The organism is Streptomyces sp. NBC_00377 (assembly GCF_036075115.1).
Classification (GTDB): domain Bacteria; phylum Actinomycetota; class Actinomycetes; order Streptomycetales; family Streptomycetaceae; genus Streptomyces.
The window spans coordinates 3375069-3394444 of the sequence record NZ_CP107958.1; the positions used below are offsets into that span (position 1 = coordinate 3375069).

At 70.2% G+C, this 19376-nt stretch carries 14 protein-coding genes; 5 read left to right on the top strand and 9 right to left on the bottom strand.

The window, feature by feature from the left end:
* Positions 1-150: 150 nt before the first annotated feature.
* The 7 genes from OHS71_RS15070 to OHS71_RS15100 all read right to left on the bottom strand — a co-directional run bounded on the left by OHS71_RS15070 (position 151) and on the right by OHS71_RS15100 (position 11411).
* Positions 151-1272, bottom strand: coding sequence for an ABC transporter ATP-binding protein (locus OHS71_RS15070; protein ID WP_328479890.1), 1122 nt, complete (start codon positions 1270-1272; stop codon positions 151-153).
* Between the two features lie 45 nt (positions 1273-1317).
* Positions 1318-2379 carry an ABC transporter ATP-binding protein gene (locus OHS71_RS15075; protein WP_328479891.1) on the bottom strand — a complete coding sequence of 354 codons (1062 nt, stop codon included), beginning with the start codon at positions 2377-2379 and terminating at the stop codon, positions 1318-1320.
* 34 nt (positions 2380-2413) lie between these two features.
* Positions 2414-3394 (bottom strand): ABC transporter permease, encoded by a 981-nt coding sequence (locus OHS71_RS15080; RefSeq protein WP_328479892.1) that lies wholly within the window; start codon positions 3392-3394, stop codon positions 2414-2416.
* A gap of 123 nt (positions 3395-3517) precedes the next feature.
* Positions 3518-5323: an ABC transporter substrate-binding protein gene (locus tag OHS71_RS15085; RefSeq protein WP_328479893.1), complete on the bottom strand. Its 1806-nt coding sequence runs from the start codon at positions 5321-5323 to the stop codon at positions 3518-3520.
* A gap of 65 nt (positions 5324-5388) precedes the next feature.
* Complete coding sequence (locus tag OHS71_RS15090; protein ID WP_328479894.1) at positions 5389-6423, bottom strand: ABC transporter permease; 1035 nt, start codon at positions 6421-6423, stop codon at positions 5389-5391.
* Between the two features lie 673 nt (positions 6424-7096).
* On the bottom strand, positions 7097-9004 hold the full coding sequence (gene typA / locus OHS71_RS15095) for a translational GTPase TypA (RefSeq protein WP_328479895.1): 1908 nt from the start codon (positions 9002-9004) through the stop codon (positions 7097-7099).
* A 163-nt stretch (positions 9005-9167) separates the two neighbouring features.
* Positions 9168-11411 carry an ABC transporter family substrate-binding protein gene (locus OHS71_RS15100; protein ID WP_328479896.1) on the bottom strand — a complete coding sequence of 748 codons (2244 nt, stop codon included), beginning with the start codon at positions 11409-11411 and terminating at the stop codon, positions 9168-9170.
* Positions 11412-11730: 319 nt separating this feature from the next.
* Between OHS71_RS15100 and OHS71_RS15105 the strand changes: the two genes are divergently transcribed.
* From OHS71_RS15105 to OHS71_RS15120, 4 genes are read left to right on the top strand one after another with little or no spacing between them, the layout of a single operon-like run.
* Positions 11731-12021 (top strand): hypothetical protein, encoded by a 291-nt coding sequence (locus OHS71_RS15105; RefSeq protein ID WP_328479897.1) that lies wholly within the window; start codon positions 11731-11733, stop codon positions 12019-12021.
* A gap of 18 nt (positions 12022-12039) precedes the next feature.
* A complete protein-coding gene (locus OHS71_RS15110) occupies positions 12040-12873 on the top strand; it encodes a hypothetical protein (protein ID WP_328479898.1) in 834 nt (277 codons plus the stop codon).
* Between the two features lie 32 nt (positions 12874-12905).
* Entirely contained in the window at positions 12906-14843 is a 1938-nt protein-coding gene (locus OHS71_RS15115) for a fumarate reductase/succinate dehydrogenase flavoprotein subunit (protein ID WP_328479899.1), read from the top strand.
* Positions 14840-15610, top strand: coding sequence for a succinate dehydrogenase/fumarate reductase iron-sulfur subunit (locus OHS71_RS15120; protein ID WP_328479900.1), 771 nt, complete (start codon positions 14840-14842; stop codon positions 15608-15610). Before OHS71_RS15115 ends, OHS71_RS15120 begins: the two co-directional genes overlap by 4 nt.
* Here the strand turns inward: OHS71_RS15120 and OHS71_RS15125 are convergent.
* The gene (locus OHS71_RS15125; protein ID WP_328479901.1) at positions 15591-15923 is read right to left on the bottom strand and encodes a hypothetical protein; all 333 of its coding nucleotides are present in this window, start codon (positions 15921-15923) and stop codon (positions 15591-15593) included. The two genes, OHS71_RS15120 and OHS71_RS15125, sit on opposite strands and share 20 nt — an antisense overlap.
* Positions 15924-15927: 4 nt before the next feature.
* Positions 15928-17193 (bottom strand): hypothetical protein, encoded by a 1266-nt coding sequence (locus OHS71_RS15130; RefSeq protein WP_328479902.1) that lies wholly within the window; start codon positions 17191-17193, stop codon positions 15928-15930.
* A 93-nt stretch (positions 17194-17286) separates the two neighbouring features.
* Between OHS71_RS15130 and OHS71_RS15135 the strand changes: the two genes are divergently transcribed.
* Entirely contained in the window at positions 17287-19356 is a 2070-nt protein-coding gene (locus OHS71_RS15135) for a hypothetical protein (RefSeq protein ID WP_443046953.1), read from the top strand.
* Positions 19357-19376: the final 20 nt, after the last annotated feature.

Consider the following 19376-nt stretch of genomic DNA (forward strand, 5'->3'; position numbering starts at 1 on the left):
CAGAAGCCGGGGCGCCCCGGAAACCGCCGGAACCAGGGCCTGTCGTTTGGATCACCCCGCAGACGCGGGGGCCGGCACACGCAGCTGCCCCCGCTCACCGGCATCGACAAGTCCCGCCGATGCCCTGCGAGCTGATCCGAACGACAAGCCCTACCCGCTGCCTTCTTCCAGCGCCGCCAGCGCCGGATCCAGCACGATGTCCTCCTCGCGTGCCTCGATCGTCGGCTCCTCCGGGAAGTGGCAGGCCGTCAGGTGACCCTCGTGGTTACCGGAGATCCGGGTCAGCGGCGGCTCCTCGGCCGCGCACTTGTCCTGCGCCTTCCAGCACCGCGTCCGGAACCGGCAGCCCGAGGGCGGGGCGATCGGCGACGGCACGTCCCCGGCGAGCCGGATCCGCTCACGGGCCGCCGTCTCCCCGCCGGACACGTTCACCTCGGGGACCGCGGAGAGCAGCGCGTGGGTGTACGGGTGACGCGGCCGGGTGTAGATCGAGTCGCGGTCGCCCACCTCGATGATCTTCCCGAGGTACATGACGGCCACCCGCTGCGAGAAGTGCCGTACGACGGCCAGGTCGTGGGCGATGAACAGGAACGCGATGCCGAGCTCCCGCCGGACCTGCTGGAGCAGGTTGACCACCTGGGCCTGGATGGACACGTCGAGCGCGGAGACCGGCTCGTCGGCCACGATCAGCTTCGGCTCGAGCGCCAGCGCGCGGGCGACCCCGATGCGCTGGCGCTGGCCGCCGGAGAACTCGTGCGGGAAGCGGTTGTAGTGCTCGGGGTTGAGGCCCACGATCTCCAGCAGCTCGCGCACCCGTTTCTCACGGCCGCCCTCCGGTTCGATCCCGTTGACCTCCATCGGCCCGGAGATGATCTTGCCGACGGTCTGCCGGGGATTGAGCGAGGAGTAGGGGTCCTGGAAAATCATCTGGATCTCGGACCGGATGGGCGCCAGCTCCCGGCGCGAGGCGTGCGAGATGTCCTGCCCGCGGTACCTGATCGTTCCGGCCGTGGGCTCCATCAGCCGGGTGATCAGCCGACCGGTCGTGGATTTGCCGCACCCCGATTCCCCCACCAGGCCGAAGCTCTCGCCCGCCCGCACGTTCAGGTCGATGCCGTCCACGGCCTGCACCTGACCGACCGTACGCCGGATCGGGAAGCCGCCCTTGACCGGGAAGTGCTTGGTCAGCCCCTCCACGACGAGCAGCTGTTCCGCCGCGCCGTCGGCGTCCGCCTCGCGCGGGGCGGGGAGAACGGGTTCCTCTTTCTTCACGTGCTCCTCCTGGCCTTCTTCACGTGCTTGCTCCTCAGGTCCTGCCTACCCCAGTCCGGGCTTGATCTCGTCCACGAAGATGGTCCGTTTCTGTTCCGCCGTGAGGTGACAGGCGGAGGCCCGGTCGGGGGCGAGCGCGGGACGTTCGGTGACACAGCGGTCGCCGCCGACCCGGTCGCGGAAGGTGCAGCGGGGATGGAAACGGCAGCCCGAGGGCGGGTTGAGCAGCGACGGCGGGGCGCCGGGGATGGGGGCGAGCGGGGTGTCAAGGTCCGAGTCCAGCCGGGGCATGGAGTTCAGCAGACCCCAGGTGTAGGGGTGCTGCGGTGAGCGCAGCACCTGCTCGGTCGTCCCTCGCTCGACCGCGCCGCCCGCGTACATCACCATGATGTCGTCGGCCATGTCGGCGATGACCCCCAGGTCGTGCGTGATGAAGATGATCGCGGTGCCGAACTCCCGCTGGAGGTCCTTGAGCAGGTCGAGGATCTGTGCCTGGACGGTGACGTCGAGAGCGGTGGTCGGTTCGTCGGCGATCAGCAGGTCGGGGTCGCAGACCAGCGCCATCGCGATCATGGCCCGCTGCCGCATGCCGCCGGAGAACTGGTGGGGGTAGTCCTTCGCCCGTTCCCGGGGGTTGGGGATGCCGACCTTGCCGAGCATCTCCACCGTGCGTTCCCAGGCGGCCTTCTTCGAGGCGCCCCGGTGCTTCATGTACGGCTCGGCGATCTGCCGGCCGACGGTGTAGTACGGGGAGAGCGCGGTGAGCGGGTCCTGGAAGATCATCGCGACCTTGTTGCCGCGCAGTTTCTCCAGTTCCGCCTCCCGGGCCGTGGTCAGCTCCTGGCCCTCCAGCAGGATCTCGCCCTCGACGGTGGTGAACATCGGGTTGTGCAGACCGAGAACGGTCAGGTTGGTGACGGACTTCCCGGACCCCGACTCGCCGACGATACCGAGGGTGCGACCGCGTTCGAGGTCGAAGGAGAGCCCGTCCACGGCCCGGACGACACCGTCCTCGGTGGTGAAACTGACGTGCAGGTCGCGCACCGAGAGGAACGCGCCCGCGCCGGCCGGGACGGGCGCCCCGGCCTCCTTGGTCACAGTGGTCACGACAGAGCTCCTGACGACAGTCCGGGGAAACGGCCTAGGACAGCCGTACGCGCGGGTCGATGAAGGCGTAACAGGCGTCGACGACGATGTTGCACAGCAGGATCACCGCGGCGGCGAAGAGCATCACGCCCAGCAGCAGCGGCAGGTCGCTGAACTGCACGGACTCCACGGCGAGATGCCCGAGTCCGGGCAGTCCGAAGGTGTACTCGGTGATGATGGCGCCGCCGAGCATCGAGGAGAGGTCGATGCCGAGGATCGTGACGATCGGGATGAGGGAGCCGCGCCAGGCGTACCGGAAGAAGACGTACCGTCGGCTCATCCCCTTGGCGCGGGCGGTGCGGATGTGCTCCTCCTGGAGCTGTTCGATCATGGAGGAGCGCGCCATACGGGTGTACTGCGCCGCGAAGATCGTGGACAGCACGACCCAGGGGATCATCAGCCCGGAGAACCAGGCGACGGGGTCCTGGGTGAGTTCGGTGTACCGGGGTTCGTCGAAGAGGTGGGTCTGGTACACCAGCACGGCGAGGGCGAGCGGTCCCAGGAAGTAGATCTGCATCGAACTGAGCACCATGGAGCCCGCGGTGAACGACTTGTCGATGAGCGTGCCGCGGCGCCAGGCGGCCAGCATGCCGGTGCCGAGTCCGACGAACAGGAAGACGACGGTGGCGCCCAGCGCGAGGGAGACGGTGAGCGGCAGCCGGTCCATCAGGGTCGACCAGACCTGCTCGTTGGTGTGGTACGAGTAGCCGAAACAGGGGGCGGGGCAGGGGCCCTGGGCGAAGTCGCTGCGGCCCGCGATCAGCCCGTGCAGAAAGATCCAGAACTGCTCGGGGATCGACTTGTCGATGCCGAGCGTGCGATGGATGTTCTCCAGCGCGTCGGGGGTGCACGTCTTGCCGCACATCAGCAGCGCCGGGTCCCGGGGCATGCCGAAGAACAGCAGGAAGGCGACGACGGTCAGCAGGATCAGGATGACCAGCGAGCCGAGGGTCCGGCGAAGAAGGAAGCGCAGCATCTCAGTGGCAGCTTTCGGGCTCGTAAGGCCGGCTCAAAGGGCCGTCTCGAAGGGCCGTGCGGGCCGGTGCGCCCCGTCGCGGAAGGGGGACGGGACGCACCGGGCGCCGCGCTCAGGACGGGGCTACTTCACGAACAGCCTGCGCGGGTCGATGCCACCGATGACGTCGTCGTACACGAGGCCGCCGATCTTCGAACCGGCGATCTGGGTCTGCTTGTAGTACGCCGTCGGGATGTTGGAGACGACGTCCTTCACGATGTACTCGTTGATCTTGTTCCAGGCCTCGGCGGCCTTGACCGGGTCGGTGATGGTGCTCGCCTCGTCGATGTCGGCGTTGACCTTCGGGTCGTTGATGTGCGAGTAGTTCGCGGCGCCGTCCTGGATCTGGCGTCCGTCGTAGAGCGGCGGGATGACGGTCGAGGAACTCGGCCAGTCGGCGCCCCACGCGGTGTGGTAGATGTCGAAGTTGTTGCTGACCTTGCCGACCTGGTCGTAGTACGTCTCCGCCGGGATCTCCTGGCGCTGGACGTCGAAGCCGGCCTTCTCCAGACCGGCCGCCATGGCGGTGGAGTACTGCTGGCCCTCGGGGGTGTTGATGTAGCCGAAGGTCAGCTTCAGACCGACCTTGCCGGCCTTCTCCAGGAGCTCCTTGGCCTTGGCCGGGTCACCGGCCGGCTTCTTCTTCTTGCCGAACGGGTCGAAGTTCGGGTTGTAGCCGGAGACGGTCGGACTGATCAGACCGCCGGCGACCTCGCGGGCAGCCGTGCCGCCGAAGGCGCGCACGAACGGGGTGATCGGCAGGGCGTAGGCGATGGCCTCACGGACCCTCTTGTCCTGCATCTCCTTCTGCGACATGTTGATGTCGATCTGGCCCACGTAGGGCTGGTAGCCGGAGACGGTACGGGACTTCAGCTTCGCGTCGGCGAGGATCTTGGACAGGTTCCCCGCGTCGACCTCGTTGTTGAAGCTGACCGCGGTGGCGTTGGCCCCCGAGTCGTCGAGGATGGCCTTGGTCGAGTCCTCGAACTGCTTGTTGAACGCGAAGTTGAACCGGTCGATGTACTGGTGCCGGATCGGGTCGGTCTTCGCGTCCCAGTTGGTGTTCTTCACCAGGACCATCGACTTGCCGGACTTGAAGTCCTGGATCTTGTACGGGCCCGACGTCATCGGGGCCTTGTCGTACTTCTCCTTGGTGTCCTTCTTCTGCGAGACGAGCGAGTAGCCGGCCATGGCCAGCGCGTACGGCAGATCCGGCTTGGGCTTCTTGAACTTGAAGACGACCGTCTTCGCGTCCGGCGTCTCCAGGACGGTGTCCGGCAGGTGCTTGCCGCCGTACGGGCCGCCCTTCAGCAGGTCGCGGTATGCCGTGCCCGGTGTGTCGGCGAGCCACTGCTGGATGAAGGTCGGGCCGTTGGCGACGAACGGCGCGAACAGCCGCTCGAAGGTGTGACGCACGTCGGTGGCGGTGATCGCGGAGCCGTCGGCCCACTTGACCCCGTCCTTCAGCGTGTACTTCCAGGTCTTGCCGCCGTCGGTGGTGGTTCCGCTGTCGGTGGCCAGGTCGCCGACGACCTCGTGCTTCTTGCCGTCCTCGCCGGTCGCCTTGTAGCCGGTCAGACCGCGGTGGATGAGCTGCGACAGCGCCATCTCGTCGGAGACGTAGATCTGTGCGGGGTCGAGATGCGCGTAGCTGTCTCTCTGGAGAACGGAGACCGCGCCTCCGGGCTTCGCTCCGGGGACCTCGGCGGCCGGGCCGGTCGAGGCCTTCGCGTCGCCGAAGTCGATGGAGGACTGCTGCCGTTGGGCGTTTTTCTTGTCGTCCTTGTTGCTGCCTTCCTTGCTGCCGCCCTCGCTGCAACCGGAGAGCACGAGCGCTCCCGCAGCGGCCAGCGAGAGCGCGGCGTACGCGCGGCGTCCACCCATACCCATCACTCGTTTCCCACCCATCTCTGTGAGTCCAGCAGTCTGTGAGGCCAAAGAGCGTGATGTGCGGATCAGCGCGCCGTCTTGGGGTCGAAGGCGTCCCTGACCGAGTCCCCGAGCAGGTTGAACGCCACGATGAAGATGATCATCGAGATGCCGGGGAAGAACATGTAGGTGATGTCGTTCTGCATCACGAGTTCGGTCGCCGCCTTGGAGAACATCTGCCCCCAGTCCGGCGTCGGTTCGACCAGTCCCACGCCGAGGAAGGACAGACCGGCCTCGGCGGTCACGAAGTTGGGCAGCATGTAGGTCGCCTGCACCAGGATCGGCGTGACCACGTTGGGCAGGATCTCCTTGCGGATGATCCGCCCCGGTGGAGCCCCGCTCACCTTCGCCGCCTCGATGAACTCCCGTTCCCGCAGGGCGAGACTGGTGCCGCGCAGGATGCGGCCGAGGCTCATCCAGCCGAGGAACCACTGCACCGAGATCAGCGCGACGACCCGGACGTAGACGGGCGTCTCGTCGCGCGGGCTGACGAACAGGGAGACCACGACCGGCATGCTCGCGATGAAGAACAGCTGGGCCGGGATGGCGAGCAGGAAGTCGATCACCCGGCTGATCAGGAAGTCCGTGCGGCCGCCGAGATAGCCGGCCGCCACACCGAGGACGATGCCGGTCAGCACGGTGGCGACGGTGACCGCGAGGGAGATGCCCAGGGAGTTGCGGATGCCGTAGAGCAGCTTGGTGAAGACGTCGTAGCCGTTGCCGGGTTCGAGGCCGAACCAGAACTCGCCGCTGATCCCGCCGTTGGGCTGCACCGGCACACCCGCGCTGTCGAACAACTCCGGGCGTTCGTCCGCGAACACGGTGTACGGGTTCTTGCCGTAGAGCTTCGCGATCAGCGGGGCGAGAACGCCGATCAGGAAGAAGAACAGCACGACGTAGGCCGAGATCACGCCCGTGCGGTCCCGCTTGAAGCGGAGCCACATGAGCTGACCGGGAGACCGGCCCACGGGCGCCTCGGCCTCGGTCGCCGCCGCCGGCTCACGGTCGCCGTCGACCACGACCGACGTACCGCCGCCCTCGATGTCGGTAGGACTTGTCACAGTTCGCCCATTTCACTTCACGGGTGTGGGTGTGCCGAGCCGGCGGCGGGCGTGCGAAGTGCGCGCGGACGCCGGTCGGTTCATGAAGGGACGCCGGAGCGCGCCGGACGGGCGGCACGGAAGAAGCCGCAGCCGGACGCGCGTAGCCGGACGGCCGCGGTCGGCGGCCGGACGCTAGGTCAGTGACACTCGCCGCGGGCGGGGGCGGGCAGACCGGCGAGGGACCGCTTGGGCCGCTTGAGTGGCATGGGGATCCTCCTTGTGACTCCACGTGTTCACCGACAGGAGGGGGCGCTCGTCCGACCTCCGACACCCCTGACGGAGGGTCAGACACCCCCTGGTGCTCGCGAGTCGGCGCTGTCCCCACAGCGCGAGACCCATTGACCCGAGCGTTACGCGGCTAACTATCTGGCATGCGTCAGGTGCCGACCACCGTCTTTAAATCTCAATTCAGTCACGGCTGAGGCCTAGATCTTCCAAAATCCGGACAAAGTCTCTGCCGCGAGAAGGCCGCGAAACGGACTTGTTACATGGCTATCGGGCGAGGATCACCGCATTACGGACAGCTGTCGCCGTCCGGGTCCCGGAAAACGGGTTGCGAAAAGCCCGGGCGCCCCCACGAATGGGGACGCCCGGGCTCCGGAGTGCGCTGCGGTGGCGAACTACCCGCGGATCAGCCGTGCTTGGCGCGGCTGGCGGTACGGGCGCGGTCGCGCTGGTCGAGCACGACCTTGCGGATGCGAACCGCTTCCGGGGTCACCTCGACGCACTCGTCGTCGCGGCAGAACTCCAGCGACTGCTCGAGCGACAGCTTGCGCGGCGGCACGATCGCCTCGAACGAGTCGGCCGACGACGACCGCATGTTCGTGAGCTTCTTCTCCTTGGTGATGTTCACGTCCATGTCGTCGGAGCGCGAGTTCTCGCCGACGATCATGCCCTCGTACACCTCGGTGCCGGGGTCGGTGAACAGCACACCGCGCTCCTGGAGGTTCGTCATCGCGAACGCGGTGACGGCGCCCGAGCGGTCGGCGACCAGCGAGCCGTTGTTACGGGTCGTCAGCGTGCCGAACCACGGCTCGTGGCCCTCGTGGATGGAGTGGGCGATACCCGTACCGCGCGTACCGGTCAGGAACTCGGTACGGAAGCCGATGAGACCGCGCGAGGGCACGACGAACTCCATGCGGACCCAGCCCGAGCCGTGGTTGGACATGTTGTCCATCCGGCCCTTGCGGACACCCATGAGCTGCGTGACCGCGCCCATGTGCTCCTCGGGCACGTCGATCGTCATGCGCTCGACGGGCTCGTAGACCTTGCCGTCGACGTCCTTCGTGACGACCTGCGGCTTGCCGATGGTCAGCTCGAAGCCCTCACGGCGCATCTGCTCGACCAGGATGGCCAGCGCCAGCTCGCCGCGGCCCTGCACCTCCCAGGCGTCGGGACGCTCGGTGTCCAGGACGCGCAGCGAGACGTTACCGACCAGCTCACGGTCGAGGCGGTCCTTGACCTGACGGGCCGTGACCTTGCGGTCCTTGACCGCGGCCTTGTTCTCCGCGCCCTTGCCGGTGCCACCGCGGCCGACCAGCGGCGAGGTGTTGGTGCCGATGGTCATGGAGATGGCCGGCTCGTCGACCGTGATGAGCGGCAGCGCGATCGGGTTCTCCGGGTCGGCGAGGGTCTCGCCGATCATGATCTCCGGGATACCGGCGACGGCACAGATGTCACCGGGGCCGGCCTTCTCGGCGGGCTTGCGGGTGAGCGCCTCGGTCATCAGCAGCTCGGTGATGCGCACGTTGGACATCGTGCCGTCGCGCCTGATCCACGTGACCGTCTGGCCCTTGCGCAGCTCGCCCTGCTCGACGCGGAGCAGCGCGATACGGCCGAGGAAGTTGTCGGCGTCCAGGTTGGTGACGTGCGCCTGGAGCGGGGCCTCCACGTCGTACTCGGGGGCCGGGACGTGGGACAGGATCGTGGAGAAGAACGGCTCCAGGCTGTCGCTGTCGGCCGGGACCGTGCCGTCCTCCGGCTTGGTCAGCGAGGCGACGCCGTCACGCGCACAGGCGTAGACGATCGGGAACTCGATCTGGTCCTCGTCGGCGTCGAGGTCGAGGAAGAGGTCGTACGCCTCGTTCACGACCTCGTCGATGCGCGAGTCCGGGCGGTCCGTCTTGTTGATGCACAGGATGACGGGCAGGCGGGCCTGGAGCGCCTTGCGCAGCACGAAGCGGGTCTGCGGCAGCGGGCCCTCGGAGGCGTCCACCAGCAGCACGACGGCGTCGACCATCGACAGGCCGCGCTCCACCTCGCCGCCGAAGTCGGCGTGACCGGGGGTGTCGATGATGTTGATGGTGATGACGTCCCCCCCGTCCTTGGGGTGGTACTTCACCGCCGTGTTCTTGGCGAGGATCGTGATGCCCTTCTCACGCTCCAGGTCGTTCGAGTCCATCATGCGGTCGTCGAGCGACTCGGCGGCGTGCGCGGCGAAGGCGCCGGCCTGCTTGAGCATGGCGTCGACCAGAGTCGTCTTGCCGTGGTCGACGTGGGCGACGATGGCTACGTTGCGAATGTCGTGGCGCGTGGCCATAAAGCGGCGTTCTCCCGGAGTGTGAGGGCGACCCTGCTGCGTACGTCTGTGTTACGCGGGCCCTGCCGGGCTTTGACACGCCACGGCCTCACCCCATGGTACGTGGCCCGGCGGGGGACGGCCTCCGCAGGGCCACCCGGCTCACTTCGCACGCACCCCGCGCTCAGTTTCCGGACGGGCTCGCGGAGGCCTTCGCACCCTTCTCCGAGCCCTTCTTCAGGAAGCCGATGTCCTGGTAGACGGGGGTCTGGAAGCCGAAGGCGCCCGCGTTGACCACCGTCTTCCGTACGGCCGTGAGCTGAGGGCGCTGATAGAGAGGAATCGATCCGGCAGCCGCCCAGATCCGGGAGTCGGCCTTGCGGATCAGGGACCGCTGCTCGTCCTTGTCGAGGGTCGAGGCCGCCTGTTCGAACAACTGATCGACCTGATCGGTGCCGATCCGGGTGTAGTTCTGCTCGACGCTCAGCGAGCCGTCGGCGGCCGGCACCGGCTTCGCGTAGATCGGCCGGGCGTCGGTGGCGGGGAAGGCGGACGCCGGCCACGAGTACAGGGCCAGGTCGTACTCACCGGAGGCGACGTGGTCCTTGAAGTAGCTCTCGTCCGGGACCTTGGTGATGTCCGTGCCGATACCGACCTTCGCCAGCATCCTGGTGATCCGCTCGGCGACCGCGGCCAGGGGTTCGGACCCGGGACCGGAGGGCAGCACGAACCGCAGGGTGAGCGCCTTGCCGTCCTTCGCCAGCGCCTTGGCCGGGACGCCGACCGGTGCGGCGGTGCCCTTCGGGGCGGCCGTGCCCTTCGGGGCGTAGGCGCCGGCGGCCCCGCCCCGGCTGATCTGCTGGTACTGCTTGCCCTCCTGGGCGAGCTGCTGTCCGTCGCCGCTCCTGCGCGCGTTATCGCCCCGCGCGGCCTGCCGCCTCTCCTCGCGGCTCACACCGGCGGGCGCCTTGTCGTCCTCGCCGACGACGTACGTGCCGTCGTCGTCCGAGGAGTCCTCGTCCTTGCCGGCCTTCTTCCCCGCCGATCCGGCCGCCTTCTCGCCCTTCTCCTGCTTCTTGACCGGACCCCCGGGCACCCATCCGGCGTCGGCGAGCAGCGCCTGCGCCTCGGCGGTGTCCTGGCCGCCCAGCGCCCCGCTGTTGTCGGCGTACGCGTCCTGCCCGGCCAGCGCCAGGTGGCTGCCCACGGGCTCCGCGGGCAGCCCCAGCGGCTTCAGCACCACCTTGGCCAGTTCCCTGCGGTCCAGCGCCCGGGCGACCGCCCGGCGCACGCGCTCGTCCGCCAGCGGCCCGTCGGCGCCGTTCAGGGCGAGCTGGGTGTACGCCGGCTCCAGCGATCTGCGCACCTCGAACGCGCGCAGCGCCTTCTGCTGCCGTTCCCACTTGGCGACGGCCTTGCGCAGCTCGGCGCGGGCCTCGACCTCGTCCTCGGCCGTGTCCTCGTCCGAGCCGTGGGCGAGGGCCCAGGAACGCAGCTCCTTGGCGGCGGTGCGCCCGGAGCCGGGACCGGCGAGCGGCCCGGCCGTGCCGTTCGCGGCGCCGTCGACGCGCTGTGCGGCGGCCGGGTCGATCTCGGCCAGATCGATCTTCCCGGCGGCCAGTGCGGACGCCCGCTCGGTCCTCGGGACCGCCGTCAGGACGATCTCGGAGAGCTTGGCCGGCCGGCCCCACCAGCGTGTGTTGCGGGCAAGACGCACCTCGTGGTTCTTGCGGTCGACCTTCTTCACCACGAACGGCCCGGCGGTCACGTTCAGCTTGCGGCGCGCCCCGTCGTTGAAGGCGTCGGGCGTGCCCATGACGTCCTTCGGGTACAGCGGCGAGAACAGCGACCGCCAGTCGGCGTACGTCCGCTTGAAGGTGACCCTGACTTCCAGGTCGTTGTCCCCGCGCTCGATCTTCTCGATGCGGTCGTAGCCGGCGTTGCGGGCCGTCCAGTAGGCGCTGTCCTTGCCCGACAGGGCACGCCACTGGGCGGCGAAGTCGGCGGCGCCGATCTCCCGGCCGTCGCTCCACACGGCCTGCTGGTCGAGTTTGTACAGGACGACCTGCTTGGGTTCGGTCTCGACGACCTTCGCGGACTCCAGGTAGTCGGCGTCGCGCTGCGGCCGCCCGCTCGCGTCGAGCCGGTACATCGAGGGCAGCACGGCCTGGGCGACCCGGGTGGTCGTGGCGTCGGCGTCGGACTGGAAGGTGTTGAAGGTCTCCGGCACCGTGTCCACGGCCCAGCGCAGGGTGCCGCCCTCGGCGACCCGGGCGCGGGCGGCCGGGGCGATGTCCTGGCGGGCCAGGGGCTTGCCCGCCTCGTCCGCGGAGCCGCAGCCGGAGAGCAGGGGCACCGCGAGCGCGCCCGCGGTGAGGAAGGCGACCGAGCGCATGACCGCGCGCGGGCCGACGCCGTCGTGGGACATCTCTGCTACCTCCGGTGAGCCGCTGCCGCCGGTGACCCGGACACCCCTGGACACATGGACGCGAATGCGCCGACGCGGGTGCGTTTTGATCACGTTTGGCGGTATTTTGGAGTTGATCAGATCTACTGCTCACTGAAGAGGAAAGGGTTCGCCTGCCGTGGGCGACACGGCGGCGGGGCCGGCCAAGGCCACTCGTGCGGAGCAACGCACCCGCCAATCGCTGCACACGCCTTCACATCCACCGGTGTGACGCGCAACACTCGCAGGCGCATGAACGTTGCCGTCCAGGGCCCAGCCCCCACGGAAGCGAGGACTTCTCATGTCCGTGCACGACGACCTGACCACGGCCCAGCGCTGCCTCGACGACCTCTCCCGGTCCGTCGGCCGACTGGAGCAGCAGCTCGGCAGTTCCGGCCTGGAGATGCGCCGGGTCCGTACCGACGCCGAACACCTGAGGGAGAGCGTCGCGCTGCTGCGCGATGCCGCCTCCCACCCCGGCTCGTCGCGCGGGCCCGAGCTCGTCACCATCCCCGACACCCCGTACGACGACTCCCTGTGGATCGACACGGACGACGAGGGACTCGGCGCCCGGGGCCGGCACGCCCCCTGACCCGACCGGAGTCCTGAGTTGGCCACTGGTACGGAACCCTCACCCACCGACCACCGTCCCCCGAGCGGCGTACGCGGCGCCGGACGCGCCGCGATCGCCGCTCCCCATCTACGGACCGACCGCTGGTGGCTCGCCCCCGCGGCCACCGCCGCCGGGCTGCTGGCGTTCGTCGTCTACTCGACCTGGCGCGCCTTCGCGAACGCGCACTACTACGCGGCGCCGTACGTCTCGCCGTTCTACTCCCCGTGTCTGGCGGACAACTGCGAGACGATGCGGCACGGCCCCAACGCGGAGATCTTCGGCGCCTGGTGGGGCCTCTCGCCCGCGATCCTGATCCTCGTCTTCCCGCTCGGCTTCCGCCTGACCTGCTACTACTACCGCAAGGCCTACTACCGCGGCTTCTGGGCGTCCCCGCCCGCCTGCGCGGTGGCCGAGCCGCACCGCAAGTACACCGGCGAGACCCGCTTCCCGCTGATCCTCCAGAACATCCACCGGTACTTCTTCTACGCGGCGATCGTCGTCGCCGGGATCCTCACCTACGACACCGTGCTCACCTTCCGCGACGAGCACTACGCGTGGGGCCACATGGGCCTGGGGACCCTGGTCTTCCTGCTGAACGTCGCGCTGATCTGGGCGTACACGATCTCCTGCCACTCCTGCCGGCACATCGTCGGCGGTCAGCTGAAGCACTTCTCCAGGCACCCCGTGCGCTACCGGGCATGGCGGCTGGTGGGGAAGCTGAACGCCCGTCACATGCTGCTGGCGTGGGCGTCGCTGGTGAGCGTGGCGCTCGCCGACTTCTACGTCTATCTCGTCGCGTCCGGTGTCTTCGACGATCCGAGGTTTTTCTAGATGCTGCCGAACCTGATGAGTGGGGCCTGCTGATGTCCGTGGTCGACCGCCAGGAGTGGGACGTGGTCGTGGTCGGCGCGGGAGGCGCCGGACTGCGCGCCGCCATCGAGGCCCGCGAGCGCGGCGCCCGCACCGCCGTCATCTGCAAGTCGCTGTTCGGCAAGGCGCACACCGTGATGGCCGAGGGCGGCATCGCGGCGGCGATGGCCAACGCCAACGAGCACGACAGCTGGCAGGTCCACTTCCGCGACACCCTGCGCGGCGGCAAGTTCCTGAACCAGTGGCGGATGGCCGAACTGCACGCCCAGGAGGCCCCGGACCGGGTCTGGGAGCTGGAGACCTGGGGCGCGCTCTTCGACCGCACCAAGGACGGCCGGATCTCCCAGCGCAACTTCGGCGGCCACGAGTACCCGCGCCTCGCACACGTCGGCGACCGTACGGGCCTGGAGCTGATCCGCACGCTCCAGCAGAAGATCGTCTCGCTCCAGCAGGAGGACCACCGCGAGACCGGTGACTACGAGTCCCGGCTGAAGGTCTTCCAGGAGTGCACGGTCACCCGCGTCCTCAAGGACGGCTCCCGGGTGAGCGGCGTCTTCGCCTACGAGCGCGAGACCGGCCGGTTCTTCGTCCTCCAGGCGCCCGCCGTGGTGATCGCGACGGGCGGCATCGGCAAGTCCTTCAAGGTGACGTCGAACTCGTGGGAGTACACGGGCGACGGCCACGCGCTGGCCCTGCTCGCCGGTGCTCCCCTGCTGAACATGGAGTTCGTGCAGTTCCACCCGACGGGCATGGTCTGGCCGCCGTCGGTGAAGGGCATCCTCGTCACCGAGTCGGTGCGCGGCGACGGCGGGGTGCTCAGGAACTCCGACGGAAAACGCTTCATGTTCGACTACGTCCCCGACGTCTTCAAGGAGAAGTACGCCGAGTCGGAGGAGGAGGGCGACCGCTGGTACGAGGACCCGGACCACAACCGGCGTCCGCCGGAGCTGCTCCCCCGTGACGAGGTGGCACGGGCGATCAACTCGGAAGTGAAGGCGGGCCGCGGCTCCCCGCACGGAGGGGTCTTCCTGGACGTGTCGACGCGGATGCCGGCCGAGGTCATCAAACGCCGGCTGCCTTCCATGTACCACCAGTTCAAGGAGCTGGCGGACGTCGACATCACCGCGGAGGCCATGGAGGTCGGACCGACCTGTCACTACGTGATGGGCGGCATCGCCGTCGACTCCGACACGGCCGCCGCCCGCGGGGTGCCGGGGCTGTTCGCGGCCGGCGAGGTGGCCGGCGGCATGCACGGCTCCAACCGGCTGGGCGGGAACTCCCTCTCCGACCTGCTGGTGTTCGGCCGCCGGGCGGGACTGCACGCCGCCCGCCACGCGGCGGACCCGGCCGAGAGCCGCCCGGCGGTGGACGACGAGCAGGTCGCCGCGGCGGCCGCCGAGGCACTGCGGCCGTTCTCCGCGGAGGGCGCCGGCGACCCCGGCGGCCGGCCGCCCGAGAACCCGTACACCCTCCACCAGGAACTCCAGCAGACCATGAACGACCTGGTCGGCATCATCCGCCGCGAGGGCGAGATGGAGCACGCCCTGGAGAAGCTGGCCGAGCTGCGCGTACGGGCCTGGCGGGCCGGGGTGGAGGGGCACCGGCAGTTCAACCCCGGCTGGCACCTCGCGCTCGACCTGCGGAACATGCTGCTGGTCAGCGAGTGCGTGGCCCGGGCCGCCCTGGAACGCACCGAGTCGCGCGGCGGGCACACCCGTGAGGACCACCCGGCGATGGACCGCGCGTGGCGCAACGTCAACCTGCTGTGCGCGCCGGCCGGCCCCGGTGACGGCCCGGCGGAGGCGGACCCCCTGCGCGGCCGGATCACCCTCACCCGCGAGACCACCGAGCCCATCCGCCCCGACCTGCTCGCCCTCTTCGAGAAGGAGGAGCTGGTCAAGTACCTCACCGAAGAGGAGCTGTACGAATGAGCAGCTACGACGCCCACTTCAAGGTGTGGCGGGGTGATGTGCGGGGCGGCGGACTGGACGACTTCGACGTCGAGGTGAACGACGGTGAGGTGGTGCTCGACATCATCCACCGCCTCCAGTCCACCCAGGCGCCCGACCTGGCCGTCCGCTGGAACTGCAAGGCGGGCAAGTGCGGTTCGTGTTCCGCGGAGATCAACGGGCGGCCCCGGCTGCTGTGCATGACCCGTATGTCGGTGTTCGACCGGGAGGAGACGATCACCGTCACGCCCCTTCGTGCCTTCCCCGTGATCCGTGATCTCGTCACGGACGTCGGCTTCAACTACCGCAAGGCGCGGGAGGTCCCGGCGTTCGTGCCGCCCGAGGGGGTCGGCCCCGGCGAGTACCGGATGTTCCAGGAGGACGTGGACCGCTCACAGGAGTTCCGCAAGTGCATCGAGTGCTTCCTGTGTCAGGACACCTGCCATGTCGTGCGTGACCACGAGGAGAACAAGACGGCGTTCGCGGGCCCGCGCTTCCTCATGCGGGTCGCCGAACTGGACATGCACCCGCTGGACGCGGCCGAGGAGAGCGGCCTGGACCGGCGGCGCACGGCCCAGGACGAACACGGCCTCGGCTACTGCAACATCACCAAGTGCTGCACGGAGGTCTGCCCCGAAGGCATCAAGATCACGGACAACGCGCTCATCCCGCTGAAGGAACGCGCCGTCGACCGCAAGTACGACCCGCTGGTGTGGCTGGGCTCGAAGATCAGGAGGCGGTCTTCGTAGACGCCGGGGGCAGCCCGGGCGTGCGGCCGGGCCGCCGGGCGAGCGCCTGCACGCCGAGCCCGGCGAGGTTGAGGGCCATCCCGGCCGGCGGGACGTAGAAGTCCACCGTCCGGCCCTCGGGGGCCAGCGGGCCCAGGAAGAGGAAGACGCCGATACCCAGGGCGCTCATCAGGGCGCCCGCCCCCCACAGCCGCGGCCGCGTCACCAGGCCGCGGCTGCGCGGCGGCACCCACTCCAGGGTGACGGCCGCGATGCCGAACGCAGCCATGATCGTCACGCAGACGACACCCGTACCCACCAGTGCCCAGTACATGCGCTCATGGTCCCGCCGTCTGCGGTGCACGCAAAGGGATTTGACCCCGTGATGGCCCTGTTTCCCCAAACGACATGCCCTGACGGACCCAGCCCTTCTCGTACGACGTCCAGTCCTGCTCGGTGGCCGCGAAGTCCACGTAGGCCGCGACGCCGAAGTTCTCACGGTGGGCGTCGGTGCGGGACAGACCCAGCCGGACACCCCGGACGGCGGCGGCGACGGTCTCGGCATGGTTCCAGTGGCCGAACCGGTTCTCGTGGTAGAAGGGCAGGCCCATCAGCAGATCGGTGGAGCGCGGGGTGACCTCCAGGGCGAGGGACGTCTGCTGGGCGACGTATCCGCCGTAGGTGCTCTCCAGGGGCTGCATGGTGTCGTACGACATCACGGCGATCTGGTCGACGCGGCGGGCGACCTGGCCGAAGAACTTCTGCGACCACCACTTGGGGTGGCCGGCGGTCGTGCCCCAGAAGGAGTGGAAGCCGGGGATCGGGTCGATCTGGTGGGCCGCGACGGAGAGCTGGGCGCCGCGGGCACGGGTGACGGCCCGCAGGGAGTCGAGGAGGGTGAGGTAGTCGCCGTCGTCGGAGTGCAGCGGCTCGAGGTCGAAGTGGGCGCCCTGGAAGCCGGCGGCGAGGATCTCGCGGGTGGACCGCACGACCGCGGCGCGGGTCTGCGCCCGCTCCAGCCGCATGCCGTCCGGGCTCTCGGTGGCGAGGACGTCGCCCAGCCAGGCCTGGACGCGGAGCGTCGGCGCCTCCCGGTGGACAGCGGCGATGAACGGCCCCGCGTCGGCGTACGCGGACGCCGGGAGCGTGCCGTCGTGCTCCAGAGGGCCGGCGTGGACGTAGAGGTCGCGGATGCCGGTGTCCCGGAGCCGGGCGGCCAGGGCCTTGACGTCGGCGTCGGTTTTGCGGCCGTCGACCCAGGCGTGGCCCAGCCAGATGGCGTCCTTGCCGCGGGAGTACGTGCCGTCGGCCGGGTCGCCCAGGTAGTTCAGACGAAGGGCGGTCTCGGCGGCGAGGACCGGGGCGAGGAGGAGCAGCACGAGGGCGAGGGCACACCGACGCACCAGCCGCCGACGGCGCCTCTTGGCCTGCGCCGCGGGCGACTCGGTCCGCGCGCTCGCCGTCACCGCCGCGGTCGCCTCTCCCGGCTCCGGCCCCGCCGCGGTCTCCGTATCCGTCTCCGAATCCGTGTCCCTCGCGGCCCCCGCCCCCGTCCCTGACCCGGTCTCCGTCTCGGTCTCCGTCTGGCCCGGTGGCCGTTCCATCGCGGTTCCCCCTCGCGTGTGTTCCGCCCCACGGTCCCCACCTCGGGTGTATCCCGGTCGCGGGCCCGTTTGCACGGCCATACGCTCCCGAATGTGACCTCTTCCTTGCTCCGGGGCCGGCGGCGGCGTGCGACCTCGCACATATCCGTGCGGGTGGCCCACGCCGTGCTGGGCGGTGCGGTCGGGGTCGTGTGGCTGGTGTTGCCAGGGATGACGTCCGGTGACGACGCTCCGGTTGCGATCAAGAACCCGGTGCACGGCGCGCGTGCCGCCGCGGCCGAGGACGACGAGCGGTCCACCGTCGACCTGGTGCTGCCGCTCGTGGCGGTCGGCGCGGCCGGCGCGGTCGCCGGTTACGGGTACGTCCGGCGCGTACGGCGCGCCCGCGTCCGGACGACTCCCGGGGACGCCGGCAGCCCGCCGCCGAGGATCTCGCCGCCCCTCACCGCCCCCGACGAGCAGGCCTGCGCGGCACTGGTCGAGGCGGACAACCGGGTCCGGGCGGCGCGCGACGAACTCGGTTTCGCGCAGGCGCTGTGCCCGGCGGAGGAACTGGAGGACGTCCGCCGGGCCGTGCGCGAGGCGGAGACCGAACTCGCCGCCGCGTTCCGGATGCGGCAGCGGTACGACGAGGGGGTGCCGGCCGAGGAGGACGCCCGGGGGCACGCGCTCGCCGGGATCGTGGGACGCTGCGACGAGGTCGGGCATCGGCTGGACGCCGTGTCCGACGGGTTCGGACGGCTGCGGGGGCTGGACCGGGGCGTGGGTGAGGCGTTGGCCGTCGCCGAGGGCCGGTTCCGGGAACTGGCGGGGCGTACGGGGGCCTCGGAGGCAGTCCTCGCCGAGCTTCGGGCCCGGTACGCGCCGACCGCCACCGCGTCCGTCACCGGAAGCGTCGAACAGGCCAAGGACCGCCTGCTGTTCGCCACGGTCCGGCTCAACCGGGCACGCCAGTCGGCCGACGCGGGACGACCGGAGCCGGCGGTCCGGCATCTGCGCGCCGCCGAGGGCGCCGTGAACCAGGCCGCCGTCTTCGTCGAGGGCGTCGACCGGCTGGCCGCCGAACTGAAGGAGGCGGAGCGGACGGTGCCGGCCGCCCTCACGGGCGCGGAGGCGGAACTGGCCCGGGCGAGACAGCAGCTGTCCCCGCCCCCCACGCCCTCACTCCCACCGGGGCCCCGCGCCGACGCCCCGCACACCGGCGGCCCCCGCCCGGGCGGCCCGCACACCCGCGGCCCGCACACCGGCGGGGAGGACGGACACCGGCCGACTCCCGACCCGACCGGCCCGGCACCGGCCGACCCGTCACAGGTCGAACCGCGGCCCGGCGCTACGGCGCACGCCTCAGGTGTGGACCGCCCGACCCCCCACCCGGCCGACCCGCACCCGGCCGAACCGTCCCGCCCGTCAGCACAGCCCTCGGACCGACACCCGCCGACACCCCGTCCCGCCGACCCGACCCCCGCGCAACCGCACCCCACCCCATCGCCGCCCGCCTCAGATGTAGACCGGCCGACCCCCCACCCGGCCGGACCGCACTCCGGCCCGTCGCCACAGCCGTCGGGGCGACACCGGCGCACCCCCCACCCCGTCGGCCCGAGCCCGGTGCCGGCCCCGGGTCCGGTGTCACCGCACCTCACGGCCGAGGCGCGGGCGGTGGCGGTGACGCATGCCGATGCCGTGCTCGGGTCCGTGCGGCAGGAGTTGACGGGAGGGCGGGCCTGGGATCCCGTCGAGGTGTTGCGTCGGGTCGTGCGGGCGGCCGCGCCGGTCGCCTCGGGGCGGGCCGGGGTGCTGCCGGCCGCCGCCCTGATCACCGCCCGCATCTCCACCGCGGCCGCTGCCGACTTCGTCGCGACGCACCGGGGTGTCGTCGGAGCCGCCGCACGGACGCGGCTCGCGGAGGCGGAACGGCTTCTCGCGACGGGAGACCCGGCGGACCGCCCGCCCGCCGACATCCTCGCCCTGGAGGCTCGAGAGCTGGCCGAGCTCGATGTGCGGGCGCACGGGAACCCGTACGCGGGCGCCGAAGGCACGGCGGGCACCGGCGGGGCCGTGCTCGGTGGCATCGTCCCGGCCGAGAATCCCGAGAACGGGACGCCCGCGGGCTTCGACGGCGGGGCCGGGCCCGCCCGCACGCTTCAGGCCCCCGAACCCGGGTGACCGTCCGCCGGAGCCGGGAG